The following is a 25,062-nucleotide window of genomic DNA, read 5'->3' as shown; positions in this document are numbered from 1 at the left end:
GCGTGGTGGCGGTGACAAAAGTCACTGACCGGGGCAGGGGGGGAATGCACCTTTGTAGAGTCGGCGGGCCGCTACCTCACTTATTTCCCCGCCGCCACTTTCACTCATGGCCGAACACCCTCAAGATGCCGCCCTGCAGGTTGAACAGATCTACACCGGCTGCCTGGCCCACGGGGCCTACTATGTCCGCTCCGCCGGCGAGGCCGTCCTCATCGACCCGCTGCGCGAAACCCAGCCGTACCTTGACCGCCTGGAGCGCGACGGGGTGCAACTGAAGTACGTGCTCGAAACCCACTTCCACGCCGACTTCGTCTCGGGCCACCTCGACCTGGCCCAGCAGACCGGGGCCGCCATCGTGTACGGCCCCACGGCCGCGCCCGACTTTGCCGCTCACATGGCCGCCGACGGCGAGCGGCTGCGCGTGGGCCGTGTGACGCTGGAAGTGCTGCACACGCCCGGCCACACGCTGGAATCGAGCTGCTACCTGCTGCGCGACGAGCACGAGCGCCCCGTGGCCCTGTTCACCGGCGATACGCTGTTTCTGGGCGACGTGGGCCGGCCCGACCTGGCCCAGGCGGCCACCGGCCTCACCCAGCACGAGCTGGCCGGCCTGCTCTACGACTCGCTGCAAACTAAAATCCTGCCGTTGCCCGACGAGGTGACCGTGTACCCCGGCCACGGGGCCGGCTCGGCCTGCGGCAAGCACATGAGTGCGGAAACGGTGGATACGCTGGGCCACCAGAAAGCCACCAACTACGCCCTGCGGCCGGGCATCACCCGGGCCGAATTCGTGCAGGAAGTCACCGCCGGGCTGCTGCCCCCACCCGCCTACTTCCCGGCCAACGCCCGCCTCAACAAAGCCGGCTACGGCAGCTTCGGGCAGGTGCTCACCCAGGGCCTGACGCCCCTGAGCCCGGCCGACTTTCAACTGGTAGCCGAATCCGCCGGGGCGCTGGTGCTCGATACGCGCCGCCCCGAAGATGTTGCCCCAGGCTTTGTGCCTGGCAGCGTCAACATCGGCCTTGACGGCAGCTTCGCCCCCTGGGTGGGGGCGCTGGTGCAGCCGCTGAGCCAGCCCCTGCTGCTGGTCACCGAGCCCGGCCGCGAGGAGGAAACCGTTACGCGCCTGGCCCGGGTGGGCTACGACCAGAGCCTGGGCTACCTCAGTGGCGGCCCCGCCGCCTGGCAGCAGGCCGGCCACGCGCTGGACACCATCGAGTCAGTGACGGCCGAGGAGCTGGGCCGCCGCCTGGCCGCTGACCCGGCCACAGTGGTGGTGGACGTGCGCCGGGCCCGCGAGTTTGCCGACGGGGCGCTGACCGGGGCAGTTTCCGTGCCGTTGGATGCGCTCAACGAGCAGCTGGCCGCTATTCCGCAGCAGGGGCCGGTGTACGTGTACTGCGCCGGCGGCTACCGCTCCATGATGGCCGTGTCCGTGCTGCAGGCCCGGGGCTGGCGCAACCTGATCAACGTGGCGGGCGGCTTCCAGGCCATCCGGCAGGCCGGGCTGCCGCTGGCCATGCCCGCGTCGGAGCCTGCCTGATGCAGGCCCGGCCAACGCCTTTCGTTCCGGCCGGCCAGGCAGGTCAGGGCCCGCTGTGCGGCGCTGGCTTGTGTGGCCGGCCGGAACGGTAAGGTGCGGCTGCCAGACTATTTTTTGCGCCTGACCGGCGGCCCGCATTGCCGACGTCCGTCGCGGCGGGGTGCCCGCCCCGGTCCCGGTACTTCCCCTCTTGAGTTGTTCTGCATGTCTTCTTCCGCTTCCGTAACCCGGCGCGTGTTTCTGCGTCAGGCCGCGCTGCTGGCCGCGGCCGGCTACCTTCTGCCATCAGCCGTGGCCCGCGCCGCCACCGACCCCCAGTCCCTGGCCGAGCAGGCCCTGGCAACGCTGCGGGCCGGCAACCTGCGCTTTCAGCAGGGCCGGCTGCAGCACCCGCACGAAACCCTGCAGCGCCGCCACGAAATCGTGCGCCGGCAGGCCCCGCTGGCCACTGTGCTGGCCTGCTCCGACTCGCGCGAGTCGCCGGAGCTAATTTTCGACCAGGGTCTGGGCGACCTGTTCGTAGTGCGAACCGCGGGCCACGTGCTCGACGATGCGGTGGTGGGCACGCTCGAGTACGCCGTGCAGGAGCTGCAGGTGCCGCTACTGGTGGTGATGGGCCACCAGAGCTGCGGCGCGGTGGCCGCCACGCTGCAGTCGGTGGAAAGCACCCGGTTGGCCGCGGGGCAGATGGAAACCCTCGTGGATGCCATCCGGCCGGCCGTGCTGCTGGGCCAGGGCGCGGGCGAGGCCCGCTTCACCAGCATTGTGCAGGCCAACGTGCGCCTGACGATGGAGCGCCTGGCCAACTCGCGCCTGCTGCTGGAAGCGGTGGCGCAGCAGCGCCTGCGCATCGTGGGCGCTTACTACGAGCTGGAGTCCGGCATCGTCCAGTTCCTGGCCTGAGCCGGTTTGGCTGCCCGGCAATCCGGCCCGGGCTGCCGGAGCGTAGTGTTTTTAGTACCGGATGCCCGTCCGGGGTTTTCAGCTATCCTTGTCTATGCTGCTGCTTTCGCTGACCGACTACGCCCACCTGGTGCGCGACTCCTTTACGGGCTACGGGCGCTACCTGCTCACGGAAGTCCTGCACCCGCACCCCACCAACTACTTCTACTGGCTGGTGGCAGTTTCGCTGGGGTTCTGGGGCCTGGAGCTGGCCTGGCCCTGGCGGCGCGGGCAGGGCGCGTTCCGCCAGGATTTCTGGCTGGATGTATTCTACATGTTTTTCAACTACTTCCTGTTCTCGCTCATCCTCTACAATGCCCTCTCCAACGTCTTCGTCCAGCTGTTTCAGGACGGGCTGGCGCTGGTGGGCATTCATAATCTGGTGGCAGTCGAAATCGAGGACTGGCCGCTGTGGGCGCGGCTGCTGACGCTGTTTGTGGTGCGCGACTTCATCCAGTGGAACGTGCACCGGCTGCTGCACCGCGTCGACTGGCTCTGGGCCTTTCATCAGGTGCACCACTCGGTGGAGGAAATGGGTTTTGCCGCCCACCTGCGCTACCACCCCGTCGAGACGGTCGTGTACCGCCTGTTCGAGTACTTGCCGCTGGCCCTGATTGGTTTCGGGCTGACCGATTTCTTTTTGGTGCATCTGTTTACACTCACCGTCGGCCACTTCAACCACGCCAACCTGTACGCCCCGCTGGGACCATTCAAGTACGTTTTCAATAATCCGCAAACGCACTTGTGGCACCACGCCCAGGAGCTGCCGCTGGCCCGCCGCCACGGGGTGAACTTCGCCCTGACGCTGACCATCTGGGATTACCTGTTCGGTACGGCCTACGTGCCCCGTGCGCAGGCAAATCTGCCGCTGGGATTCGATGGCGTGGAGCACTACCCGCGTACGTTCGTGGCCCAGCAGCTGGCTCCCTTCACCCAGCTAGCCACCGTAGCGGAGCCCCTACTGGTCCAGGAACGGAAACAGGATAGCCTAGCTGCCCAGCCGGATTAGCCGTATAACCGGGCAGTTGCTTTTCCCATTCACTTTTACCCACGTTGCTGCCATGGATACTCTACTGCGTTACATTGCTTCCCCCGCGGGCCGGCTGGCCCGGGTGGCTATTGGCACAGCCCTGATTGGTACCGGCCTCGCGCAGGGCCGCAAGGGGCTGCCCCTGGTGGCTATTGGGCTGCTGCCGCTGGCTATGGGGGCTACCGACTCCTGCCTGCTGGCCCCGCTGGCCGGCTTGCCGTTTGAAGGTCCCCAACTGCGGGACATTCTGGGCCCGGTTCCAGCCTAGCCAGAATAGATCATGCCGATTGCCGAATGCCGGCCGGCTCCCATTCTCAGGGAGTATCGGCCGGCATTCGGCATTTTTCAATCTCGCGCTGCCGCATGCGAAACCGCAGCCAGCCGATAAGCAGCACTAGGGCAGCAGCTCCGACGGCCCAATAGCCCAGTGAGCCGGCCCGCACGGGGTGCAGCTGAATCAGGACCAGGCCAAAGCCGAGCATGGCCAGGCTGGTACGCACGTACGTGAGAAAGGTGCGCTCATTGGCCATGCGGGTGCGGGCGGCGGCCAGGCGCTGCTGGTCGTAGGCTGGTTGCGGCATAAAAGCAGACGGGCTGGACGGTTTCGACGGCTATACCACCTGAAAGGTCTCGTGGTTGCCGATGGCCAGGGGCCGGTGCTGCTCCAGGTAGGCGCGCATGGCTGCCACGGCGTGATGGCCGGTTTTGCGGCGCTCCCGCCCAAACCGGGGCGGTACGCCCTGCGCCGTAATGAAGGCGGCCGTATAGGTGCGGGCGGGGGCCAGGGGCTGGCCCTGCACGTACACGGTCTGCAGGCGGCTGCCCTTCGGGTTTTCCGCCTTGAAATAGACCTTCAGCCCCAGCGCCCGCTTCACGTAGCCGCCCATCTGGTGCAGGGGCTGCCCGCTGTAGGTGCTTTCCAGATTGGCTTCCAGCATATGCCGTAACTCGGCCCCGGTGAGCTGCACGAGTTCAATTTCCGGGTCCATGGGCACGATGTTGTAGAGGTCCTCCAGGCGAACCGTACCGGAGGGCACGGGCGCGCCGTAGCGCCAGCCGTTGGAAAAGTACAGGTCGGCCGGTACCCGGGCCCGCAGGCTTTCCAGCAGGAAATCGTCCATGGGGCACTCCACCGAGGTGCCCCGGTGCAGACTCGTGGTGGTAACGCCGACGGCCTCGCGCAGGTGGGCATAGGGTATCAGCGCCGCGTCGATCTGGGCCTGCAGGGCCGCGTCGGGCACCAGGTCACCCGTTACCTCCCGCAACTCGTGCTCGTGGGCCGTCACGCGGCCGGCTTCCACGGTGAGGGTGAGGCGGCCCACGAAGGAACCGTGCGCGCCGGACTGAATCACCAGGGTTTCTCCCACCCGGAACGGCTCGTAGAGGCGGTTGTGGGTGTGGCTGCTCAGGCACACGTCCACGCCGGGGTGGGCCTCCAGCAGGGCCACGTCCTGCGGAAAGCCGCAGTGGGAAAGCAGCACCACCAGATCCACCCGCTCAGTGGCGCGCAGCTGCGCCACGTGGCGCGGCAGCTCCCGCGTACCATCGGTAAAACGGATGCCTTCGCTGAAGTGGGGCGGCATGGTTTTGTCAACGATGGGGCAGGCCAGCCCGATGACGCCCACGCGCAGCCCGGCCGTTTCGTAGACGTGGTACGCCGGATAAACCAGCTCACCCGACAGCTTATCATAGACGTTGGCCGCCAGCAGCGGGTAGTTAAGCTGGTTCACCAGCCGCCGCAGGTGGGCGGGGCCGTAGGCAAAGTCCCAGTGGGCCGTCATGCCGGCAATACCCAGCTCGTTGAGGATGGGCACCAGAATTTCCCCTTTCGTGTCTACCACGGGCCGGGTACCGTGAAACGTGTCCCCCCCGTCGAAGAGCAGGTGAGTGGGGTAGGCTTCGCGCCACTGCCGCAGCAGGGTAGCAATGCGGGCGTAGCCCCCACAGGGCCGGTACTCCGGGCCCTGGGGGCCGTAAAATAATTCCTGGTGCAGGTTCAGGTAGCCGTGCACATCGTTAAGCTGAAATAGGGTCAGGGTAGCCATAGGGGAGAGGAAGGGAGAATCAAACTACTACGGGGCCACGGCGAGCGAGATTACTGCCAGCCCCACTTACGAAAAACAGTGTGGCCCGCCGCCGACTGCAGAAACGTGACGAACTGCCGGGCGGCCTCACGGGCGTAGAGGCTCACGCGGCTTTGCTTGTCGAGAAAGCCGGGGCGGGCCAGCGCGGTTTGCGTGAGCAGGTACTCGGCCCCGCCGTAGAGCACATCGGCATCCTGCAGCGCTTTTCCAGCCACTGCGCTTCGCGCCCGGCGGTAACTTCCACGGGAATGCCGGTCTGCCTGGTGAACGAGGCCGCGCATTCTTTCCTAGGCTCGGACGGGTCACCGGGGCCATACACGCGCAAGGATTGGCCGGCCGCCCAGGGCTACCAAGGCCCAGGCAGCAGAGTAGTAGTAGGCGAAACACCGTAAGCAAAAGAAGGAAAGAAGGTAAACCGGGACAGCCCGGCCGTAAAAAAAACGACGACCGGAAGGGCTCCGGCCGTCGTGGCGGCGATAAAGCGCCGGCAAAAATGGCTTAAGCCTTGCCGGGCAGAATCTTATTCCAGTACAGCCAGGGCAGTACGTAGCGCTTAAGCACCCACATGGAGTAGCGTTCTTCGGCCTGGTTGAAGGGGAAAGTAGGCGTAGGATTGTTATCGTAGTCGAACTCGGCCAGAATGAGCTTGCCGTAGCCCGTTACCAGCGGGCAGGAGCCGTAGCCGTTGTAGACGGGGTTGCCGGCCAGGGCCTTCCCGTGCAGCAGCGAGAGCAGGTTTTTCACCACCACCGGGGCCTGCTTGCGGATGGCCGCGCCGGTTTTGGAGTTGGGCATGGAGCCCGCGTCGCCCAGGCTGAAGACATTGGGGTAGCGTACGTGCTGCAGGGAGAGCTTGTCCACATCCACCCAGCCCAGTGGGTTGCCGGGCGCGGCCAACGGGCTGTTTTTGATGAAGTCCGGGGCACTCATGGGCGGCACCACGTGCAGCAGATCAAACTTCAGGGTCACCTCGTCCACCGCCTTGCCGTCCTGCATGATGTCGAACACGGCCTCCTGGCTTTCGCCCCGGATTTCCTTCAGGTTGTGGAAGAACTCGGTTTTGATGCCGTAGCGCTTTACCACCTTCAGCAGGGCCTCGGCAAATACTTTCACCCCAAAAATGACGCTGCCGGCCGAAGTGAACCGCACGTCGGCCTTGCTGAGCACGCCGCGCTTGCGCCAGTTGTCACAGGCCAGGTACATGATTTTCTGGGGCGCGCCCCCGCACTTGATGGGCGTGCCGGGGGCCGAAAACAGGGCCGTGCCACCCTGGAAATTCTTCACGCACTCCCACGTATAAGGGGCCAGCTCGTAGCCGTAGTTGGAGCACACCCCGTTTTTGCCCAGCGCCTCCCTGGCCCCCTTGATCTTGTGCCAGTCGAGCTGAATGCCGGGGCACACGACCAAGTAGTCATAGGTCAGGCGCTGACCGCCGGCCGTGACCACTGTGTTGGCTTCGGGCTCAAACGTGGCCGCCGCGTCCTGAATCCACTGCGCCCCCTGCGGAATGTAGTCCGCCTCGTTGCGCTCGGTGTCCCGGATGTCGTAGGCCCCGCCACCCACCAGCGTCCAGGCCGGCTGGTAGTAGTGCTTGGCGGAAGGCTCCACGATGGCCACGTCGAGGCGGCGGTCTTCCAGCAGCAGCTGCGCCGCCACGGACAGGCCAGCGTTGCCGCCGCCGATGATGAGAAACTGATGATGCCGGGAAATTGCTGAGTCAGGCATGGTGGAGTGGGAGTATGATAAATGAAAGGAGGACGTGTCACGCAGCAGCCAAACGAAATTCCGGCTTTCGCATGAATCAAGGTACATATTAACATTTTTTCAATTGTATTCCAATGCAGACGAATTGCTTTTACAAATTGCAGCATGCCTCATGCTTTGACGCAAGCCGGGCGGGGCTTATCTTCAGCCTGCAGCCTGAGTATAGCCTCCATAATTTATGTGGGGCAAAAGCCCTCCGTAGCAGCCTAGGGGCCTGGGCACTTGCTATCTGCTCCCCCACGATTTGGGGTGTTGGCAAACCAGGGGTTTTGCATGTAATCTATTGGGTGCGCGTCTGTACCATGCTTACTGGTCAATTGCCACCGAAGGGGCGTGAGCACAATCATGCGAAGTGGTAAGCGGCATCATGGAGTTGCGGAGTCACCGGTGGCAGTTTTGTGAAGTCATTAAGCCGGGCTGAACCGGCAACCTTACGCTGCCCCGTGGAATCGCATTTCAAAGCCTTCATCCTAACCCACCGCCAGGCCCCGCTGGCCATCCGCGAGCCGCTGGCCCTGCAGCCTCCTGCCTGCGATGCCCTGCTCGAGCGCCTGCACCGCCACCACGGGCTGCGCGACGTGCTGGTGCTGAGCACCTGCAACCGCACCGAAATCTACTACCAGGCGCCCACCGACCAGCGCCGCCTGATTCTGGCCGAGCTGGCCGCCGTGACGGGCCTGCCCGACGTGGCCGCCTACGACGCGTACTTCACTAGCCTGTCGACCGGAGAAACTGCCACCCAGCACCTGTTCGAGGTGGCACTGGGCCTGCAAGCCCAGGTAGTGGGCGACCTGCAAATCGGCCATCAGGTGAAGCGGGCCTACCAGCGCTCGGTGGCGGCCGGCGCGGCCGGGCCCTACCTGCACCGGCTGCTGCAGGGCGTGCTGGCGGCCCACAAGCGCGTGCAGCACGAAACGGCGTTTCGCGACGGGGCCGCCTCGACTTCGTACGCGGCCCTGGAGCTGGTGGAGGAGTTGACGGCGCACTTGCCTCGGCCGCGGGTGCTGGTGGTAGGGCTGGGCGAAATCGGCACCGACCTATGCCGCCACTTTGCCAAGCGCCGCGGGCGCGCCACCGTGCAGGTGTGCAACCGCACCGACGCCGTGGCCCGCCGCCTGGCGGCCGAGTGCGGCCTGCTGGACCTGCCCTTTGCCCACCTCATTGAGGGCCTGCGCACGGCCGACGTGGTGGTGTCGGGGGTGGCGGCACCGTACTTTTTCACGCCGGGTCAGTTGGCCGCCCTGCCGGTAATGCAACCTAAGTTTTTGCTCGACCTAGCCCTGCCCCGCAGCGTGGACCCGGCCGTGGAGCAAGTGCCGGGCGTGGTAGCCTACAACCTGGAAGACCTGCAAAGCCGGGCCAGCGCGGCCCTGGCCCAACGCCTGGCCGCCATTCCGCAGGTGCGCGCCATCATTGCCGAGGGCCGCGCCGAACTGGCCCAGTGGAGTGCCCAGCACCTGTCCCTGCCCGTCATCCAGGCCCTGAAAACCCGGCTGGAAGAACTTAGCCAGCAGGAAATCGGACGGGTGCGGCGGCAGCAGCACCTGAGCGCGGCCGAAACCGCCTACCTGGAAGACCTAAGCCGGGGCCTGCTGCAGAAGCTGCTGCGCCAGCCGGTGCTGCAGTTGAAGGCTGCCGCCGGGCAGGGCCACGCCGAGCCGCTGGCCGCCACGCTGGCCGCGCTCTTTGCCTTGCCCGCCCCCGCCACCCTGGTCCTGGCCGATTGACCCATTCACCGCTTAACCTCTTCACCGCGGGGCCCGCCCGCCCATTTCCACACTGCCATGAAAAATCTTCTGGTCCTGACCGATTTTTCCTCGGAGTCGCGCTACGCCTTTGACGGGGCGCTGCAGCTGGCCCGCCGCGCCGGCGGGCGGGTAGTGGTGCTGCACGTACTCGACCTGCCCGAAACGGCCAACTTCAGCACTTACGGCGGGCCGGTGAGCGGCGAGCTGCCCAACGGCGGTGGCGGCCTCGACGACGTGTTTGTGCTGCGGCTGCTGCGTGTGATTAAGCAGCGCATGCACCGCCTGCTCGACGACGCGGCCGGCAAGGCCCCCAACGTGCTGGTCACGGACCGGGTATCTACCAAAAGCCTGAGTGAGGCCGTGGCCGAAACCGTGGAGCAGGATGACATCGACCTGATTGTGATGGGCGCCCAGGGCCATACCCCGCTCGAACACTTCCTGCTGGGCTCCAACACCGAGCGCATGGTGCGCACGGCGCCGCGACCGGTGCTGGCCATCAAGCATCCGGTGGGCGCGTTGGCCGTGCAGCGCATCGTGATGCCCGCCGATTTTGTAGCCGAAGCCCCCACCGCGGGTGCCGACTCGCTGCGGGCGCTGGGGCAGCTGTATCCGGAGGCCGCCGTGCACCTGTTGCAGGTGGTGAAACCCGGAGCCGACAAGGAACGCGCCCGGCTGGCCATGGCCGATTTTGCGCGCCACCACCAGCTCCCCCGCGCCCACCCCGTGGTGGTACACGCCGCCAGCCCGGCCGCCGGCATCGCGGCCTACGCCGACCGGGCCGATGCCGACCTGCTGCTGCTGCCCACCCACGGCCGCACCGGCCTCAGCCGCTGGCTGCAAGCCAGCATTGCCGAGCGCGTGGCCACGCACGCATTTCCGCCGGTGCTCACGGTGCGGCTGTAGGCCGCCGCGTGCCAACACAAAAAAGCCGCTGCTTTGATGAGGCAGCGGCTTTTTTGCGCCGACGCCTACCGGGGGCAGGCCCCGCGCAGGTCCATGAACACCAGGCGCCAGCGCCCCCCGGCCCCGGCCGACTTGGCGAAGTGGAACTGGTAGCCGGTACCGGTTTGCAGTACGCTGCGCACCACGCGCCCCTGGGCGGCCTGGGCTTGGTTGCGGGTGCCGCCGTGGATAGGGGCCGTCTGCCAGAAATTCAGCGCCCGGAAGGCGGTGGCCGGCCCGGCAAAGGTGCCCCGCCGGGCGTAGGTGCCGGCCGGGCAGGCGGGCGCGGGCAACGCGGCCACGGGCTGGGGCGGAGCGCCGCGCAGCAGGGTCTGATCGAGCGCAAACAGGGGCTGGCGGCGCTGGTCGCGGAACTGGCGCACGTCGGCCACGCGCGACACAAGGGGCCGGCCGCCGGCCTGCTCCAGCACCCACAGGCCGTACTCGGGGTCGATGAGCTGGTTGAGGGTGGCCGCGTCGTGGCCGCGTAGGCTGCCGTCGAAAATCAGCCAGGCGCCGGCCAGGGAGGTGTCGGCGGGCATCACCGGGTTTTCGGTGGTGGCGGCGGCCGGGTCGGGCTTGGGCGGACGCGCCGGCACTACCTGCGGGGAGGCGGAGGCGGGCGCCCGGGCGGGCATGCCGTTGGGGTTTTTCACGTCGCCGCAGGCGGCCAGCAGTAGCAGGCCCAGGGCAGAGAGTACGGGTTTCATAGGCGGGGAGGCAACTCGCTGAATCGTTGTTATACCCAACTCAGACCTTTGTGCAGCCAGGCCTGGGTGGCGGCTTCGGGGGTGCCGGGGGCAGGCTGGTAGTCGTAGTGCCAGGCGGCCAGCGGGGGCAGGCTCATCAGGATGCTCTCGGTGCGCCCCCCGGTTTCGAGGCCGAACCTGGTGCCGCGGTCGATGGCCAGGTTGAACTCGGCGTAGCGACCGCGGCGTACCAGTTGCCACTGCTTCTCGCGCTCGGTGTACGGCAGGTCGGCGTTCTGGCGCATCAGGGCCGAGTAGGTGCGGCCGTACACCTCGCCCACGGCCTGCACGAAGGCCAGTAGCTCCCCAAAGGTGCCATCCGGGCCCACGGTTAGGCGGTCAAAGAAGATGCCGCCCACGCCGCGGGTTTCCTGGCGGTGGGCCAGGTAGAAGTAGTCGTCGGCCCACTGCTTGAAGCGCGGGTAGTACGTGGGGTTATGCTGGTCGCACACGGCCTTGATTTCCCGGTGAAACCAGCGGGCCTGCTCCTCATCCACATAAATGGGTGTGAGGTCGAGGCCGCCGCCAAACCAGGCTTCGCCGTTGCCGGCCTCGAAGTAGCGCACGTTCATATGCGAGATGGGCACCATGGGGCTCTGCGGGTGCTGCACCACCGATACGCCGGTGGCGAAATATCCCGGGTCGGGCATGAGCAGCTGGCGGGCGGCGCCCTCGCTCATGCGGCCCCACACGGCCGAGAAGTTCACGCCCCCTTTTTCCAGCACCCGGCCACCGCCAATGACGCGGGTGCGCCCGCCGCCGCCTTCCTCGTGCGTCCAGGGGTCTTCGCGGAAGGTGGCGCCGCCGTCGGCGACTTCGAGCTGCTGGCAGAGCCAGTCCTGAAAGGTTTTCATCCAGGCTTCGGCCCGGGCCCGGTAAATGGCGGATTCAACCGCCGGCAGTACAGTGGTCATGGGATGCGGAAGCAAGGGTGAGGGCCGCCCGTGGGCGCGGCCACGTAGGTAGCGGACTAAAACGAAAGGGCAATAGGCTCAACGGCGGCCTGCAGCAGCCCGCACTGGGCACAGCGGGCCGCCGAGGGCTGGCGGCCGGTGGGCAGCACCAGCACCGGCACGCGCAGGTGGTAGGCATTGGTGCGGCGGAAGGTGGGGTGGCAGAAGCGGCGCGAGAGGCAGCCGTCGGCAGTGGCCAGCACCAGCAGCTGCGCTTCGTGCTGCTCGCCAAACTCGCTGAAATCCTCCAGGATGTCGTCTTCGGGCAGCAGGTGGGGCGTGGCGGCGGGCAGCAGGGCGGCGGCAGCCTGCAGGGCCTTCTGGGCCGCGGGCCACTCGCGGCGGTCGGGGGCGTAGAACTGCACCAGCTCGAAGCGGGCGCCGGCGGCCCGCGTGAGGGCCGCCACGCGCGGCAGCCAGCGGGCGGCATCGAAGTGCTCAAAGTCGGCGTTGAGGGCTACGCGGGCGGGCAGCTCGTGGTGGCCGGGCGGCACCAGCAGCACCGGGCAGCTCACCAATTCGGGCAGCTGGGCCAGGGGCTCGTCGGCGGGCGGCGGGGCGGCGCAGTCGCGCAGCGTGAGGCCGGCCACCACCAGCTCGGCCTGGTAGCCGTTTACCAGCACCTGCAGCCCCTCGGCCAGCGGCTCGGAGGACAGGTGGTAATGGTAGTTGATGCGGCGGCCGTTCTGGCGGGTGAGCCGCTGGTAGCGTAGGCGCTCGGCCAGGGCCTGCAGGCGGTGCAGGGCGTTGTCCTGGCGGTCGGGGTGCAGGTGGGCGTCGGGGCAGGCCTGCACCAGCACGATGTCGGCCCCAAGGCGCAGGGCCAGCTTGTTGGCGTAGCGCAGGGCATTTTCGCAGGCGGGCGAGAAGTCGATGGGAACCAGCAGCGTAGGCATAAGTAGGGGAAGCTTTAGAGGAGGAAAAATCGAGGCATGATGAAGGAGGCCGCCACTCAGGGCTGCGGGGCCGGGCCGTGGCACCAGGTGACGGAGGCCGGCTGCTGGCGACCCGGCGCGGCGGGGGCGCCTACGGTGGCGCTCAGGCGCGGGCTCAGGTACGGGATGCCCAGCCCCAGCCCGCGCACGATGAATAACGCCGCCAGCCCCAGCGCCAGGGCCGGCACGGCCCGCCGCAGCCGGCCCCGCCAGTGCCAGGGCAGCAGCGGCCCGCCCAGCGCCACCAGCAGCATCAGCGGCTGGGTGCCCAGGCCAAACAGGGCCATGTAGGCAGCCCCGCCCGCTACGCCGGGCACGCTCAGGGCGCCGGCCAGGGCCACGTACACCAGGCCGCAGGGCAGCAGCCCGTTCAGCATGCCGGCCGCGTACAGGCTACCCAGCGCGGGCCGCTGGTAGAAGTAGCCCAGCCGCGCTTTCACCCGGCCCAGCACCGCGCCCAGGCCCAGGGCGGCGGCGGCCCGCGCCTGCCATGCCTCGGGCACCGCCACCAGCGCCAGCACCAGCGCCCCCGACAGCACCGACAGCCCCTGCTGCCAGCCCGCCAGCCGCAGCCCCTGCCCTACCGCCCCCACGGCCGCGCCCAGCAGCGCGTAGGTGGTCAGGCGGCCCAGGTTGTAGAGCACACGCCCGGCCACGTAGCGTCGGCGGGGGCCGTCGGTACCCGGCAGGGCCACGGCCAGGGCCCCGCACATGCCCACGCAGTGCAGGCTGCCCACCAATCCAAACAAGAAACCGGCCCAGAGCATGTGGTGAATGAGTGAATGAGTGAGTGGTTATTTGAATACCCGGTGCTTTTGTAAAGCAGGGCCGGGAGTGGCAGCAGGTGAGGCGCTAGTGTATCGTCAGCTCTCTTTCCAGGAAGTACTCCTGGGGGCCGGCGCTGAAGGCCAGGCGCAGGCGCCAGTGGCCGGGGCGCAGGGCGCGGGTGCTCAGAACCTGCTGCGGGGGCTGCCCGGCGGGCACGAAGGGCAGGGTGAAATCCAGGCGCTGGTCGGCGGGGCGGAAGAACTGCAGGGTGCCGCGCACGGGCTGGCCGGCCAGGGCCGGGGGCAGCGTCAGGCGCAGGCGCCGGGCGGCAGCCTCGAGCTGCACCTGCACCGGGGCGGGCAGGGCGGCGGTGCGGGCGGTGGCCTCCATGCGCTGCTGGTAGCGCAGCTCCTGCTGGTAGTAGTCGGGGCTGACCAGGTCGACGCTGGTGCGCAGGGCGTGCTGCACCATCAGGCCGATGTAGGTGGCGAAGAGCACAAACGCGGCCCCGATGGCCAGGGGCCAGCGGCTGCGAGAACGGGGCGGGGAAGAGACCATGGCGCGAAGCGGCGAAAAAGCGAGAGGATGGACGAAGCAGCGGGCAGCGCGGCTACTGCACCGGGCCCAGAAACTTGGTGCGGGTTTCAGTCATCAGCCGGCCGCCGCTGAACACACCCAGCCGCAGGGGCTGGTTGGTCTGGTGCAGGGCCGTGCGGGGCAGCTCGATGAAAAATACCCCCTCCACGATGCCCTGCGCCGGCAGCCGCAGCCCGCCCGGCGTGCCCACCAGCGTGATGGTGCCGCCCGCGGGCTCCAGCACCCGCAGCGTGATGGGGTAGGCGTGGTTGGTTTTGTTGATGACCGAGAGGTTGTAGAGGTTGGTGATGCTGCCGCGCCCGGTTTTCTGGTACAGCTGGCCCGGCGTGCGCAGCACCCGCGCCTCCACGTTGGCGCGCGACACAAGCAGGAACGTGAGCCCGGCCAGCACCAGCACCAGCGCCGCGCTCAAGGCCTTCATGCGCCCGGTGAACCGGAACGGCGTGCCCTGGGCAATGTCGGCCACCGAGGCGTGCCGAATCAGGCCCGGCGGCTTCTCCACCAGAGCCATGATGTTGTTGCAGGCATCGATGCAGGCCGTGCAGTTGGTGCATTCCAGCTGGGTGGCGCCGTTGCGGATATCGATGCCGGTGGGGCACACCTGCACGCACTGGTGGCAGTCGATGCAGTCGCCGGCGGTGCGCAGCTGGTTTTTGCGCAGCTTCTCGCGGGGCTCGCCGCGCTGGTAGTCGTAGGCTACCACCAGGCTGCGCTGGTCAAGCAGCACGCCCTGCAGGCGGCCGTAGGGGCAGGCAATGGTGCACACCTGCTCGCGGAACCGGGCAAACACGGCGTAGAACACGCCCGTGAACAGCCCCATGGCCGCCAGGCCGCCCAGGTGGGCCGTGGGCGGGTCCGTCACCAGCTGCACCAGCGCATCGGAGCCGATGATGTAGGCCAGGAAGGTATTGGCAATCAGGAACGAAATCAGCAGGAACAGCGCGTGCTTGGTAGTCTTGCGCCAGAGCTTGTCCCAGTCGAGCGGGCGGCGGTCGAGGGCGCGCTGCTGGGGCGCGTCGCCTTCCAGCCAGTACTCAATGCGCCGGAACACCATCTCCAGGAAGATGGTCTGGGGGCACACCCAACCGCAGAACACCCGCCCGTACACGATGGTGAACAGGATGATGAAGAGCACGAAGGCCAGCGCCCCTACCAGCAGAATGAAGAAATCCTGGGGCCAGAAAATCTGCCCGAAGATGATGAAGCGCCGCGCCGGCAGGTTCAGCATCAGCACCGGCAGCTCGTTGATGCGCAGCCAGGGGCCGGCAAAGAGCAGGGTCAGCAGCCCGTAGCTCAGCCACTTGCGGGCCCGGTACAGCCGGCCGCTGGGCTTGCGCGGGTACAGCCACACCCGCTTACCGGCCGCATCCACCGTCGACAGGTGGTTGCGGAAGTCTTCATCGGGCTCGTAAACGGCAGTGGTGGACATGGCAGATTGGTGGTAACCTCCCCCCCCCCCCGGCCCCTTCTCCCGTGGAGAGGGGGAGCCGGACGACTCGATAGCAGGGAGCAGGCGGGCTGGCTAGAGGTAAGGCAAATGATGTGGTGCGGCGCAGATCTGGCAGCGGCGCGTTCGGGGCACTGGCCGGCAGGAAGCGGCCGGTTTTCAGGCCCGCCTGGCTCCCCTCTTCACGGGAGAGGGGGCCGGCCCCGGAGTGTTCCCGTGGGGGCCTACCGCTTGGCCACGGCGGGAGCTTCTTCCTCGCCCTGGGGCTCTTTGGCATTGGACGGGTTGGAGCCTTGCAGCGACTCGATGTAGGAGGCCACCTGCAGCAGCTGCTTGCTGGCTAACTTTCCCTTCCAGGCCACCATGCCCTTGCTGGTCACGCCGTACTTGATGGTCTTGTACACGTGGTTGATTTCGCCGCCGTGCAGCCAGTAGGCATCTGTGAGGTTGGGGCCCACTTTGCCCTCGGCGTTGGCCCCGTGGCAGGGCGCACAGTTGGTGGCGAAAATGCTCTTGCCGGCGGCCAGGTCGGCCGGGGCGGTAAGGGCGGCGAACGTGGTAAGCTTGGTGGGGTCGTCGGGGGTGGCAGCCAGCAGCAGGGCGGCCTGCTGCATCTCGGTTTCGTATTCAGCCGTCTGCAGCTGGCCGCGTTGGCTCACGTGGTAGTAGCCTAGGTAGGCTACGGCAAATACGATGGTGAAGTAGAAACCGTACTTCCACCAGGGCGGCAGGTCATTGTCGTACTCACGGATGCCGTCGTAGTCGTGGTCGAGCTGCTCGTCGCGGTACTGGCCCGTCACCAGGCGCGCATCGCCGATGAGCAGGCCCAGCACCTGCCCGCTCCAGGAGTCGTGCACGGTGGGCAGGGCGTAGAGCTTGCGCAGCTGCGGCCGCAGGGCCACTACCATTGCCACGAACAAAAGCAGGAAAATCAGCAGTACCAGCAGCAGCGTGCTCAGCAGAAACCAGAACAGCCAGAGGCGGTTGTCGGGGCCGGCGGCGGCGGGCGGGGTGTCGGCGGCCAGCGCCGGGGCGGCCGTCAGCAGCCCGGCCCCGGCCGCCCCCAGCAGGATTCGGAGGGTACGCATACGATTAGGCAGCTACGCATTCAACCGGGGCCGCCACCGGGCGCGCCTGCGGGGCCAGGGGACGCGCTGCCGCGGCTACCGGCTCGGCTGCCCGCGGAGCCGGGGTTTCCTCCGCCGCCACCTCGGCGCCGTAGCGCTGGGCCGCCGAAGCAATGGAGGAGCCCGTGATGATGGCCATGAGCAGGGCCAGGCCGGCCACCCACCACACGGCCCACGACAGCACATCGGTGCCCTGCGGGCCGGCCGCAGCAGGAGCAGTTTGGGCGGCGGCAGAATAGCCGGTGAGCAGGGCGGCAAAAATCAGCGAGAGGGTGCGACGGGTTAGCATAGCGGTTGAGGGGTGAAAGGTGAAGAAGCGGGTTCAGCGTCGGCGCTCAGCGGCAGCTCGCTCATGCGGCCCAGGTGGCGGCGGTCGGCCAGCAGCACGTAGGCGAGCAGGCCCAGAAAAAAGAGGAAGAAGATGGCCAGCGAGATGAGCGGGTACAGCTCGATGCCGGCAATGTGTTGGAGCACGTTTTTATCCATGGCAAAGCGGGCGTTAAGGGTTACTGCGCGGCGGGGGAGTCGGCCCTCCCCTTGATGTCGGTGCCCAGGCGCTGGAGGTAGGCAATCAGGGCCACGATTTCGCGGTCGGATTTCACCTCGATGTCTTCTTTCTTCAGCTCCTGCACAATGCCCTGGGCCTGGCGGCGGGCGTCGGCCACGGCCTGCTGCTCGAAGCCGGCCGGGTAGGGCGTGCCCAGGCCGCGGAGCACCTCAATTTTCTTCGGCAGCGAGCGGTAGTCGATGGCGTCGTCGAACAGCCAGGGGTAGGGCGGCATGATGGAGCCGGGCGACATGCTGGTAGGGTCCAGCATGTGGTTGTAGTGCCAGGAGTGGGGGTACTTGCGGCCCACGCGGTGCAGGTCGGGGCCGGTGCGCTTGCTGCCCCACAGGAAGGGCCGGTCGTACACGTACTCGCCGGCTTTCGAGTACTCGCCGTAGCGCTCGGTTTCGGAGCGGAAGGGGCGCACCATCTGCGAGTGGCAGTTCTGGCAGCCTTCGCGGATGTACAGGTCGCGGCCCTGCAGCTCCAGCGGGCGGTAGGGCTGCACCGAGGCAATGGTGGGCACGTTGGACTTCACCAGGAAGGTCGGAATCATCTCCACCAGCCCGCCGATGAGGATGGCCACCGTGGCCAGCACGGCCAGCTGGAAGGGGCGGCGCTCCAGCCAGCGGTGCCAGTGGCCGGGCTGCACGTGCGGGTCCTGGGCTTCGGGCAGCAGCGCGGGGGCCTGGGCCGGTTCCCGGGCCAGCAGCGTGCCGGCCTGGGCAGTCTGGTACAGGTTGTACACCATCAGCAGCACACCGCTCAGGTACAGCACCCCGCCAATGCCGCGCAGGTAGTACATGGGCACGAGGCTGAGCACCGTTTCCAGGAAGTTGGGGTACTGCAGCATGCCCTCGGCATTGAACTGCTTCCACATCAGGCCCTGGGTGAAGCCGGCCCAGTACATGGGCAGGGCGTAGAGCAGGATGCCGAACACGCCCAGCATAAAGTGCACGTTGGCCAGGCGCTTGGAGTAGAGTGCGGTGCGGTAGAGGCGCGGCCACAGCCAGTAGAGCATGGCGAAGGTGAGGAAGCCGTTCCAGCCCAGGGCCCCCACGTGCACGTGGGCCACAATCCAGTCGGTGAAGTGGGCAATGGCATTCACGTTCTTGAGGCTCAGCATCGGGCCCTCGAAGGTGGCCATGCCGTAGGCCGTCACGGCCACCACCATAAACTTGAGCACCGGCTCCTCGCGCACCTTGTCCCAGGCGCCGCGCAGCGTGAGCAGGCCGTTAATCATGCCGCCCCACGAGGGCGCAATCAGCATCACGGAGAAGGCCACGCCCAGGCTCTGGGCCCAGTCGGGCAGGGCGGTGTAGAGCAAGTGGTGCGGCCCGGCCCAGATGTAGATGAAAATCAGCGACCAGAAGTGGATGATGCTCAGGCGGTATGAGTACACCGGCCGGCCGGCGGCCTTGGGCAGGAAGTAGTACATCAGGCCCAGGTAGGGCGTGGTCAGGAAGAAAGCCACCGCGTTGTGGCCGTACCACCACTGCACCAGCGCATCCTGCACCCCGGCGTACATGGAGTAGCTCTTGAAGAAGGTCACCGGCACCTCCATCGAGTTGACGATGTGCAGCACGGCTACCGTGAGGAACGTGGCAATGTAGAACCAGATGCCCACGTACAGGTGCCGCTCGCGCCGCCGCACAATGGTGCCGAACATGTTCCAGCCGAACACCACCCACACCAGCGTAATGGCAATGTCGATGGGCCACTCCAGCTCGGCGTACTCCTTGCTGGTGCTGATGCCCAGCGGCAGCGAAATCAGCGCGCTCAGGATGATGAGCTGCCAGCCCCAGAAGTGTACCCGGCTGAGTACCCGCGAAAACATGGGCGTCTTGCACAGCCGCTGCAGCGAGTAGTACACGCCCATGAAAATGCCGTTGCCGACGAAGGCGAAGATGACCGCGTTGGTGTGCAGCGGCCGGATGCGGCCAAACGTAGTGAAGGAGGTGTGCAGGTTGGCCTCGGGCAGGGCCAGCTGAAAGGCGGCCAGGATGCCCACCAGCATGCCCGCCACGCCCCAGAACACGGTGGCCAGGCCGAAGTCGCGGACAATCCGGTTGTCGTAGAGAAACGTGTCGAGCGCCGGTCGGGGCCGGTCCGGCGCCAGCGGCGCAGCGGCGGTCAGGGGAGGCGGGGAGGTGGCTTGCATTGCGCAGAAAGCTTGGGTGAATCAGTAGCCCAAAGGTCCTGCGCGTCCCCCCCGGCGGGCATGACGGCCGTTACGGGCGGGGTTGATTGATGTCATGCCCCGCCGGGCGGGCCGCCGGCTCGTCCTCGAACAGCATGCGCACGGCGGGCGTGTAGGCATCGTCGTACTGGCCCGAGCGCACGGCCCACAAAAACGCCCCCAGAAACGTGAGGGCCACCGTCAGACTGATACCGATGAGCAGGAAGATGATGGTCATGGGGAAGAGCACCTCACCCCCCGGCCCCCTCTCCTGTGGAGAGGGGGAGCCAGACGATGGAGGGTGGTTTAGGGGTTGGATGGGATACGGGACTATAAGGTCATCATGCTTCGACTGCGCTCAGCATGAGGGCCTGACTTCTCCGTTTTTACTTCTCGATTCTCAGTTCTTACGCCAGGCTCCCCCTCTCCCTAAGGAGAGGGGGGCGGGGGGGGGAGGTCACAACGCCAGCCGCCGGGCGGCGCGGCGCACCAGCAGCGTGGCTACCAGCATCACACTCAGGGAGCTGATGGGCATCAGAATGGCCGAGACGATGGGTGTGAACCGGCCCTGCACGGCCAGGGCCAGCCCGAAGCCGTTGTAGCAGAATGAGAGGCCGAAGGTGAGGAGCACCACCCGCAGGCTGGCCCGGGCAAAGGCCAGCAGCGTGGCCAGGCGGCCCAGCTCGCGGGCGTCGAGAATGGCGTCGCAGGCAGGCGAGAAGTTGGTGAGCGTGTCGGTGAGGGCCACGCCGGCATCGGCGGCGCGCAGGGCGCCGGCGTCGTTGAGGCCGTCGCCCACCATCACCACGGTGTGGCCCCGGGCCCGCTCGGCGGCAATGTAGGCCAGCTTGTCGGCCGGCGACTGGCGGAAGCGCAGCTCGGCCCGCTCGCCCAGCAGGGCCCGCAGGCGGGGCCGCTCGGCCTCGGTATCGCCCGAGAGCACGGCCAGGCGGTAGCGGCCGGCCAGCCCGGCCAGCCCGGCCAGCAGCGCGGGCACCGCCGGGCGGTACACGTTGTGAAAGCTGTAGTAGCCGGCCGGCTCGTCGTTCAGGGCCACGTACACCCGCGTTTCGGGCGCGGCAACGGCCCCGGCGGCGGCGAACGGAGCAGGCGCTTCACCGGCAGCAGCAGGAACGGCAGCAGCGGCTTGGGAGGGCACATCGGCAGCAGCGGAATGAGCGGCCCCGGAAGTTGGTGTCGGCGCGGCGGCGGCCAGGTCCGTCGGGGCGAAGCCGCAGAACGCGGCGGCGCCCAGGCGCACGGTGGCGGCCGTATCGGCGGCAGCGGCGGCTACGCCCTGCCCGGCCACTTCGCGGCAGGTGTGCAGGGCTACGGCGGGGCCGGTGGCTTCGCGGGCCAGGCGCTGGCTGAGCGGGTGCGTGGATTGGGCGGCGGCGGTGGCCACCAGGGCCTGCTCGGCGGCCGTGAGCGGGCGGCCGTGGTACTGCACTTCGGCCTGGCCGGCATCGGTGAGCGTGCCGGTTTTGTCGAATACCAGCGTATCGGCGCGGGCCAGGGTTTCGACTACGGTGCCGTTTTTGAGGTAGAGCTGGTGGCGGCCCAGTACCCGCAGCGCGGCCCCCAGCGCAAAGGGTGAGGCCAGCGACAGGGCGCAGGGGCAGGCAATGACGAGCACCGAGGTGAAGGCCTGCCACATCAGCGCCGGGTCGCGCGGGCCCCAGTAGAGCAGCGTACCCAGGGCCAGCACCAGCGTCACGGCCACGAAGTAGCGGCCCACGCGGTTGGCGTAGGTTTCCAGGGTAGCGGCGGCGTCGGTTTTGGCGAAGGCAGGGTTGTTCCAGAGCTGGGTGAGGTAGCCCTGGCTGACTTCGCGCACCACTTCCAGCTCGATGGCCTCGCCCAGCTGCCGGCCGCCGGCGTACACCAGTTCGCCCGAGGCGCGCGCCACCGGCGTGCTCTCGCCCGACACGAAGGCGTAGTCGATCTGGCCCGCGCCGCGCAGCAGCACGGCATCGGCGGGCACCACTTCCTGGTGCCGCACCCGGATGCGGTGCCCCGCCCGCAGCTCCTTCACCGATACCGACCGGGTGCCGCCCTCGGGCAGCAGGCGCGTCACGGCCACCGGGAAGTAGGAAGTAAAGTCGCGGTCGAAGCGCAGGGCATCGTAGGTGCGCTGCTGCACCCACTTGCCGATGAGCATGAAGAAGATAAGGCCCGTAAACGAATCGAAGTAGCCCGGCCCGGTGCCGCGCAGCACCTCCCAGGTGCTCACTCCGAACAGGGAAAACAGCCCCAGCGTGATGGGAAAATCGAGGTTGATGTAGCGCTGGCGCACGCCCAGCCAGGCCGAGTGCCAGAAGGGCCGCGCACTCACCAGCAGCACCGGCAGGGCCAGCGCCAGGCTCAGCACCCCAAAAAACCGCCCGAAACCGGCCTGCAGCTCCTCCACCCACGAGAAGTAGTCGGGCAGGGCCAGCAGCATCACGTTGCCGAAGGCGAAGGCCGCCAGCCCCAGCTGGTAGTAGAGCGTGCGGCTGGCGCGGTGGGGCTGGGCGCCCAGCTCGGCCAGCGTAATCTGCGGCTCGTAGCCCACCGAGGCCAGCAGCTGCACCACGGCCTTGAGGCTGGTTTGGTCGGGCCGGTAGCTGAGGGTAATTTCCTTGCGCAGAAACTGCACCCGCGCTTCCACAATGCCGGCATCGAGGCGGCCGAGCTGCTCCAGCAGCCAGATGCAGGAGGTGCAGTGCAGCTGCGGAATGTGCAGGGTGAGGCGGGCGCGCTCAGGCGAGCGGAAGCTGAGCAGCTGGGCCTGCACGCTTTCTTCGTCGAGGTAATCGAAGCGGCCGGGCAGCTCCACCGCCTGCACCTTCAGGCCGGGCCGCTCGTCGAGGGCATAGTAAGTGCAGAGGTTGTGGGCGGCCAGCAGCTCGTACACGGTGCGGCAGCCGGCGCAGCAGAAGGGCTGCTCGTCGAGCAGCAGGGGTTCGGGCGGGCACTCGTCGCCGCAGTGGGTGCAGGCCAGGCGGGTGGCCGGGCGTTCAAGTACGGAAGCAGACACGACAGTTCGGCCGGATGGTACAGCCGCAAAGCTCCGGCTCGCTCTGCCCGCCCCCCATGAGAAGCCTCACGCTGGGGCGTGATTATCGTCAGCGGGCCGGCCGGGAATATCCGGGCATCTTTGCAGCGGAAACCCCACCTCCAGCCCCCTCTCCTTGGGGAGAGGGGGAGCCTGGCGCATGAAGTAAGAATTTCATACTGAGCGCAGTCGAAGCATGACGACCTATGAACCATTGCTGCCACCCGGCTTACTGCACATGAGCCACCCCACCGCCGATATCGAAACCGAAGACGACATCCGCCGCCTGGTGGACACCTTCTACCAGAAAGTACGCGCTGACACCGTGCTGGCTCCCATCTTCGACGACGTAGCCCAGGTGAACTGGGCCGAGCACCTGCCCCGCCTCTACGACTTCTGGAGCGGCCTGCTGTTGCGCACCAACCGCTACCAGGGCCACCCGCTGCGCCACCACTTCCCCTTGCCCATCAACCACACGCACTTTGCGCGCTGGCTGGCCTTGTTTTTCATGACGGTGGACGAGCTGTTTGCCGGCCCCGTGGCCCAAGAAGCCAAGCTGCGCGCCCACCACATCGGGCAGGTGTTTTCGAGCCGGTTGGCCCTGGTGCGCGGGCAGTAGCCGCCGGCCGGTAGCCGTGCCGGGGCCGTGTGGCGCGGGCGGACATGTCGTGTGCGTAGTCCGCCGCGTGTGCCTGATTGTCTGTCTGCCCTAGGCCGGGTGCAGCGTTCGGAGCAGGCTGCCCAGGCTGGTGGCATCGTTGGGCAGGCCCTGGTGTCGCCACAGCTCCACGCCGTCGCGCAGGAGCACGCAGGCCGGCAGCTCGGTGGTGCCGAAGCTGCGCACCACTGCGGGGTGCGTGGCTTCGTCGATGCGCAGCACCTGCACTTGGGGGCCCAGCTGGTGCTGCAGCTGCCCCAGCGCGGCTGGCAGGTCGGCCGGGCGCGGGGCCAGCGGCAGCAGCACCAGCAGCACCGTCGATTCGGGCGCCAGCACCGGAGGGGAGGACAGAACAGTCATGAGCAGAAGCCTGGGGAGGGGTTGGTAGCCACAAAACTACCAGCCGCGGCCCCCGCCCGCCCATGAGCGGCATCACCCGGGGGCGTGACCTTCGTCATGCGGTGTTTTGGTGGTTTCGTTGCACTTTGCGGCCGCATCCGGCTGGTTTCCGGCGGCGGCGGCCCGGCTTCGCGCTGGTATGCCCTGCCCGGCGCCGGCCTTCCGTTTTCGCCTTTTCCGCCTCATGCCCACTGCCGCGTTTTCCCAGGCCCTGCTTGCTGCCGCCACCACCGCCGCGCCCGGCTTTGTGGGGGTGCTGGCGGTGCGCCGCGGCCGCCTAGTACAGGTGAACCCGGCCGGCGTGCAGCTGCTGGGCTACCCCTCCGAGGCCGCCCTGCTGGCCGCGCCCCGGCCCCTAGGCCACGCCCCCGCCCTGGGCCGCACCGCCTGGGTGGCCCACCTGGCCCGGGCCCGCCAGCACGGCCACGCTGAAACCGATACCGACATCCGCCGTGCCGACGGCAGCACCTTCCCGGCCCGGGTGGTGCTCACGCCCTTCGCTGCCGACGGCCACGACTACCTGCTGGTGCGCCTGAGCGGGCAGCAGCGCCTGCACCAGGCCGAGCAGCAGCTGGTCCAGAGCGTGCGCCGCTTCGAGGCCGTGGTGGCCAGCGCCACCATCGGCATCATTGTCTGCAACCGGGCCGGCCGCATGGTGTCGGCCAACCAGATGGCCCACCAGCAGTTCGGCTATGCCCCCGGCTCGCTGCCCGGCCGCAGCCTCGACCAGCTGGTGCCCACGGCACCCGGCCGCCACCATGAGCAGCTGCGCCAGGGCTTCAACGCCAACCCCTCGGTGCGGGCCATGGGGGCCCACCGCGGCGAGCTGGAAGGCCGGCGCCAGGATGGCTCCGTGTTTCCGGTCGAAGTCAGCCTGAGCTATTTCTACCTCGATGAGGAGCTGTTCGTGGTGTCGTACATCCTCGACATTACGGCCCAGCGCCAGGCCGACCAGGCCCTGGTGGCCGAGCGCCGGCGCGTGGAGCGTCTCAACGCCGAGCTGGAGCAGAAGGTGGCCGACCGCACCCTGGCCCTGACCCACACGCTGGCCCAGCTGGAGCAGCGCCAGCAGGAGCTGGCCCAGGCCCTGCAGGCCGAGCAGGAACTGGGCGAGCTCAAGTCGCGCTTCGTGAGCATGGCCTCGCACGAGTTCCGCACCCCGCTCACGGTGGTGCTCACCTCGGTTGCCCTGCTCGAAAAATACTCCCTGGCCGAGCTGGAAGCCCGCCGCCCGCGCCAGCTGACCCGCATCCGCCAGGCGGTGAACCATCTCAACAGCATCCTGGAGGAGTTTCTCTCGGTGGGGCGCATCGAGGAGGGGCAGGTGCAGGCCCGGCCCGGCCGCGTGCACCTGCCGGCCCTGCTGGCCGAAACCGTGGCCGACGTGCAGCCCCTGGCCCGCCCCGGCCAGCGCGTGGAACTGGCCCTCAGCGGCGACGAGCAGCTCTGGCTCGATGCCTCCCTGCTGCGCAAGGTGCTGGTGAATCTGCTTTCCAACGCCCTCAAGTACTCCGGCCCCGCGGCCGTGGTGCACCTGCGCGCCCAGGCCCGGGCCGGGCAGCTCACCATCAGCGTGCAGGACCCGGGCATCGGCATCTCCGCGGAAGACCAGC

At 67.8% G+C, this 25,062-nt stretch carries 25 protein-coding genes; 8 read left to right on the top strand and 17 right to left on the bottom strand.

What is annotated here, in order from left to right:
• Positions 1-106: 106 nt before the first annotated feature.
• From KLP40_RS17780 to KLP40_RS17765, 4 genes are all read left to right on the top strand, one after another.
• Positions 107-1,543 carry an MBL fold metallo-hydrolase gene (locus KLP40_RS17780; protein WP_317196792.1) on the top strand — a complete coding sequence of 479 codons (1,437 nt, stop codon included), beginning with the start codon at positions 107-109 and terminating at the stop codon, positions 1,541-1,543.
• 204 nt (positions 1,544-1,747) lie between these two features.
• Positions 1,748-2,446 carry a carbonic anhydrase gene (locus KLP40_RS17775; protein ID WP_215595177.1) on the top strand — a complete coding sequence of 233 codons (699 nt, stop codon included), beginning with the start codon at positions 1,748-1,750 and terminating at the stop codon, positions 2,444-2,446.
• A 94-nt stretch (positions 2,447-2,540) separates the two neighbouring features.
• A complete protein-coding gene (locus KLP40_RS17770; RefSeq protein ID WP_215595176.1) occupies positions 2,541-3,494 on the top strand; it encodes a sterol desaturase family protein in 954 nt (317 codons plus the stop codon).
• Positions 3,495-3,546: 52 nt separating this feature from the next.
• Positions 3,547-3,783: a YgaP-like transmembrane domain gene (locus tag KLP40_RS17765; protein WP_215595175.1), complete on the top strand. Its 237-nt coding sequence runs from the start codon at positions 3,547-3,549 to the stop codon at positions 3,781-3,783.
• 46 nt (positions 3,784-3,829) lie between these two features.
• On the opposite strand, the gene KLP40_RS17760 is transcribed toward KLP40_RS17765, so the two are convergent.
• From KLP40_RS17760 to KLP40_RS17745, 4 genes are all read right to left on the bottom strand, one after another.
• Entirely contained in the window at positions 3,830-4,096 is a 267-nt protein-coding gene (locus tag KLP40_RS17760) for a YidH family protein (protein ID WP_215595174.1), read from the bottom strand.
• A 30-nt stretch (positions 4,097-4,126) separates the two neighbouring features.
• Positions 4,127-5,560: a bifunctional metallophosphatase/5'-nucleotidase gene (locus tag KLP40_RS17755; RefSeq protein ID WP_246558988.1), complete on the bottom strand. Its 1,434-nt coding sequence runs from the start codon at positions 5,558-5,560 to the stop codon at positions 4,127-4,129.
• Between the two features lie 50 nt (positions 5,561-5,610).
• The gene (locus KLP40_RS17750; protein ID WP_215595173.1) at positions 5,611-5,814 is read right to left on the bottom strand and encodes a hypothetical protein; all 204 of its coding nucleotides are present in this window, start codon (positions 5,812-5,814) and stop codon (positions 5,611-5,613) included.
• A 283-nt stretch (positions 5,815-6,097) separates the two neighbouring features.
• Positions 6,098-7,324, bottom strand: coding sequence for an NAD(P)/FAD-dependent oxidoreductase (locus tag KLP40_RS17745; RefSeq protein ID WP_215595172.1), 1,227 nt, complete (start codon positions 7,322-7,324; stop codon positions 6,098-6,100).
• Between the two features lie 482 nt (positions 7,325-7,806).
• Here KLP40_RS17745 and hemA point away from each other — a divergent pair, with 482 nt between their 5' ends.
• A complete protein-coding gene (gene hemA / locus KLP40_RS17740; RefSeq protein ID WP_215595171.1) occupies positions 7,807-9,090 on the top strand; it encodes a glutamyl-tRNA reductase in 1,284 nt (427 codons plus the stop codon).
• 57 nt (positions 9,091-9,147) lie between these two features.
• Positions 9,148-10,014 (top strand): universal stress protein, encoded by an 867-nt coding sequence (locus tag KLP40_RS17735; protein ID WP_215595170.1) that lies wholly within the window; start codon positions 9,148-9,150, stop codon positions 10,012-10,014.
• Positions 10,015-10,079: 65 nt separating this feature from the next.
• Here KLP40_RS17735 and KLP40_RS17730 read toward each other — a convergent pair whose 3' ends face one another.
• The 12 genes from KLP40_RS17730 to KLP40_RS17675 all read right to left on the bottom strand — a co-directional run bounded on the left by KLP40_RS17730 (position 10,080) and on the right by KLP40_RS17675 (position 22,374).
• Positions 10,080-10,763, bottom strand: a complete 684-nt coding sequence (locus tag KLP40_RS17730; protein ID WP_215595169.1) for a hypothetical protein — start codon at positions 10,761-10,763, stop codon at positions 10,080-10,082.
• Positions 10,764-10,792: 29 nt separating this feature from the next.
• Positions 10,793-11,716 (bottom strand): oxygen-dependent coproporphyrinogen oxidase, encoded by a 924-nt coding sequence (hemF, locus tag KLP40_RS17725; RefSeq protein WP_215595168.1) that lies wholly within the window; start codon positions 11,714-11,716, stop codon positions 10,793-10,795.
• 56 nt (positions 11,717-11,772) lie between these two features.
• Positions 11,773-12,651 (bottom strand): universal stress protein, encoded by an 879-nt coding sequence (locus KLP40_RS17720; protein WP_215595167.1) that lies wholly within the window; start codon positions 12,649-12,651, stop codon positions 11,773-11,775.
• 56 nt (positions 12,652-12,707) lie between these two features.
• On the bottom strand, positions 12,708-13,457 hold the full coding sequence (locus tag KLP40_RS17715; RefSeq protein WP_215595166.1) for a sulfite exporter TauE/SafE family protein: 750 nt from the start codon (positions 13,455-13,457) through the stop codon (positions 12,708-12,710).
• Positions 13,458-13,542: 85 nt separating this feature from the next.
• Positions 13,543-14,016, bottom strand: coding sequence for a FixH family protein (locus KLP40_RS17710; protein WP_215595165.1), 474 nt, complete (start codon positions 14,014-14,016; stop codon positions 13,543-13,545).
• 52 nt (positions 14,017-14,068) lie between these two features.
• A complete protein-coding gene (gene ccoG / locus KLP40_RS17705; RefSeq protein WP_215595164.1) occupies positions 14,069-15,484 on the bottom strand; it encodes a cytochrome c oxidase accessory protein CcoG in 1,416 nt (471 codons plus the stop codon).
• A gap of 242 nt (positions 15,485-15,726) precedes the next feature.
• The gene (locus tag KLP40_RS17700) at positions 15,727-16,590 is read right to left on the bottom strand and encodes a cbb3-type cytochrome c oxidase N-terminal domain-containing protein (RefSeq protein WP_215595163.1); all 864 of its coding nucleotides are present in this window, start codon (positions 16,588-16,590) and stop codon (positions 15,727-15,729) included.
• Positions 16,591-16,594: 4 nt separating this feature from the next.
• Positions 16,595-16,918 carry a hypothetical protein gene (locus KLP40_RS17695; RefSeq protein ID WP_215595162.1) on the bottom strand — a complete coding sequence of 108 codons (324 nt, stop codon included), beginning with the start codon at positions 16,916-16,918 and terminating at the stop codon, positions 16,595-16,597.
• Complete coding sequence (locus KLP40_RS17690; RefSeq protein ID WP_215595161.1) at positions 16,912-17,115, bottom strand: hypothetical protein; 204 nt, start codon at positions 17,113-17,115, stop codon at positions 16,912-16,914. The genes KLP40_RS17695 and KLP40_RS17690 overlap by 7 nt, the downstream gene beginning before the upstream one ends.
• Positions 17,116-17,135: 20 nt before the next feature.
• Entirely contained in the window at positions 17,136-19,337 is a 2,202-nt protein-coding gene (gene ccoN, locus KLP40_RS17685; protein WP_215595160.1) for a cytochrome-c oxidase, cbb3-type subunit I, read from the bottom strand.
• A gap of 70 nt (positions 19,338-19,407) precedes the next feature.
• Positions 19,408-19,593 (bottom strand): cbb3-type cytochrome oxidase assembly protein CcoS, encoded by a 186-nt coding sequence (gene ccoS / locus KLP40_RS17680; RefSeq protein WP_215595159.1) that lies wholly within the window; start codon positions 19,591-19,593, stop codon positions 19,408-19,410.
• A 219-nt stretch (positions 19,594-19,812) separates the two neighbouring features.
• Positions 19,813-22,374, bottom strand: a complete 2,562-nt coding sequence (locus tag KLP40_RS17675) for a heavy metal translocating P-type ATPase (protein WP_215595158.1) — start codon at positions 22,372-22,374, stop codon at positions 19,813-19,815.
• A 256-nt stretch (positions 22,375-22,630) separates the two neighbouring features.
• Between KLP40_RS17675 and KLP40_RS17670 the strand changes: the two genes are divergently transcribed.
• Complete coding sequence (locus KLP40_RS17670) at positions 22,631-23,011, top strand: group III truncated hemoglobin (RefSeq protein WP_215595157.1); 381 nt, start codon at positions 22,631-22,633, stop codon at positions 23,009-23,011.
• 90 nt (positions 23,012-23,101) lie between these two features.
• On the opposite strand, the gene KLP40_RS17665 is transcribed toward KLP40_RS17670, so the two are convergent.
• Complete coding sequence (locus KLP40_RS17665; protein WP_215595156.1) at positions 23,102-23,410, bottom strand: thioredoxin domain-containing protein; 309 nt, start codon at positions 23,408-23,410, stop codon at positions 23,102-23,104.
• A 223-nt stretch (positions 23,411-23,633) separates the two neighbouring features.
• On the opposite strand from KLP40_RS17665, the gene KLP40_RS17660 reads away from it, so the two are divergent.
• The coding region (locus KLP40_RS17660) for a sensor histidine kinase (protein WP_215595155.1) at positions 23,634-25,062 on the top strand (1,429 nt) is incomplete at its 3' end.

Source organism: Hymenobacter piscis, from assembly GCF_018760735.1.
Classification (GTDB): Bacteria; Bacteroidota; Bacteroidia; order Cytophagales; family Hymenobacteraceae; genus Hymenobacter; species Hymenobacter piscis.
This window is presented reverse-complemented; position numbering and strand designations above follow the sequence as displayed.

What these genes read in the sequence shown, in the direction of transcription:
- KLP40_RS17710 (WP_215595165.1), bottom strand. Translation starts at nt 14,016, where the DNA reads ATGGTCTCTTCCCCGCCCCGTTCTCGCAGCCGCTGGCCCCTGGCCATC.
- KLP40_RS17770 (WP_215595176.1), top strand. Translation starts at nt 2,541, where the DNA reads ATGCTGCTGCTTTCGCTGACCGACTACGCCCACCTGGTGCGCGACTCC.
- KLP40_RS17690 (WP_215595161.1), bottom strand. Translation starts at nt 17,115, where the DNA reads ATGGATAAAAACGTGCTCCAACACATTGCCGGCATCGAGCTGTACCCG.
- KLP40_RS17735 (WP_215595170.1), top strand. Translation starts at nt 9,148, where the DNA reads ATGAAAAATCTTCTGGTCCTGACCGATTTTTCCTCGGAGTCGCGCTAC.
- KLP40_RS17695 (WP_215595162.1), bottom strand. Translation starts at nt 16,918, where the DNA reads ATGCTAACCCGTCGCACCCTCTCGCTGATTTTTGCCGCCCTGCTCACC.
- ccoG (WP_215595164.1), bottom strand. Translation starts at nt 15,484, where the DNA reads ATGTCCACCACTGCCGTTTACGAGCCCGATGAAGACTTCCGCAACCAC.
- ccoN (WP_215595160.1), bottom strand. Translation starts at nt 19,337, where the DNA reads ATGCAAGCCACCTCCCCGCCTCCCCTGACCGCCGCTGCGCCGCTGGCG.
- KLP40_RS17760 (WP_215595174.1), bottom strand. Translation starts at nt 4,096, where the DNA reads ATGCCGCAACCAGCCTACGACCAGCAGCGCCTGGCCGCCGCCCGCACC.
- KLP40_RS17700 (WP_215595163.1), bottom strand. Translation starts at nt 16,590, where the DNA reads ATGCGTACCCTCCGAATCCTGCTGGGGGCGGCCGGGGCCGGGCTGCTG.
- ccoS (WP_215595159.1), bottom strand. Translation starts at nt 19,593, where the DNA reads ATGACCATCATCTTCCTGCTCATCGGTATCAGTCTGACGGTGGCCCTC.
- KLP40_RS17765 (WP_215595175.1), top strand. Translation starts at nt 3,547, where the DNA reads ATGGATACTCTACTGCGTTACATTGCTTCCCCCGCGGGCCGGCTGGCC.
- KLP40_RS17730 (WP_215595169.1), bottom strand. Translation starts at nt 10,763, where the DNA reads ATGAAACCCGTACTCTCTGCCCTGGGCCTGCTACTGCTGGCCGCCTGC.
- KLP40_RS17715 (WP_215595166.1), bottom strand. Translation starts at nt 13,457, where the DNA reads ATGCTCTGGGCCGGTTTCTTGTTTGGATTGGTGGGCAGCCTGCACTGC.
- KLP40_RS17775 (WP_215595177.1), top strand. Translation starts at nt 1,748, where the DNA reads ATGTCTTCTTCCGCTTCCGTAACCCGGCGCGTGTTTCTGCGTCAGGCC.
- KLP40_RS17665 (WP_215595156.1), bottom strand. Translation starts at nt 23,410, where the DNA reads ATGACTGTTCTGTCCTCCCCTCCGGTGCTGGCGCCCGAATCGACGGTG.
- KLP40_RS17780 (WP_317196792.1), top strand. Translation starts at nt 107, where the DNA reads ATGGCCGAACACCCTCAAGATGCCGCCCTGCAGGTTGAACAGATCTAC.
- KLP40_RS17755 (WP_246558988.1), bottom strand. Translation starts at nt 5,560, where the DNA reads ATGGCTACCCTGACCCTATTTCAGCTTAACGATGTGCACGGCTACCTG.
- KLP40_RS17670 (WP_215595157.1), top strand. Translation starts at nt 22,631, where the DNA reads ATGAGCCACCCCACCGCCGATATCGAAACCGAAGACGACATCCGCCGC.
- KLP40_RS17745 (WP_215595172.1), bottom strand. Translation starts at nt 7,324, where the DNA reads ATGCCTGACTCAGCAATTTCCCGGCATCATCAGTTTCTCATCATCGGC.
- KLP40_RS17720 (WP_215595167.1), bottom strand. Translation starts at nt 12,651, where the DNA reads ATGCCTACGCTGCTGGTTCCCATCGACTTCTCGCCCGCCTGCGAAAAT.
- hemF (WP_215595168.1), bottom strand. Translation starts at nt 11,716, where the DNA reads ATGACCACTGTACTGCCGGCGGTTGAATCCGCCATTTACCGGGCCCGG.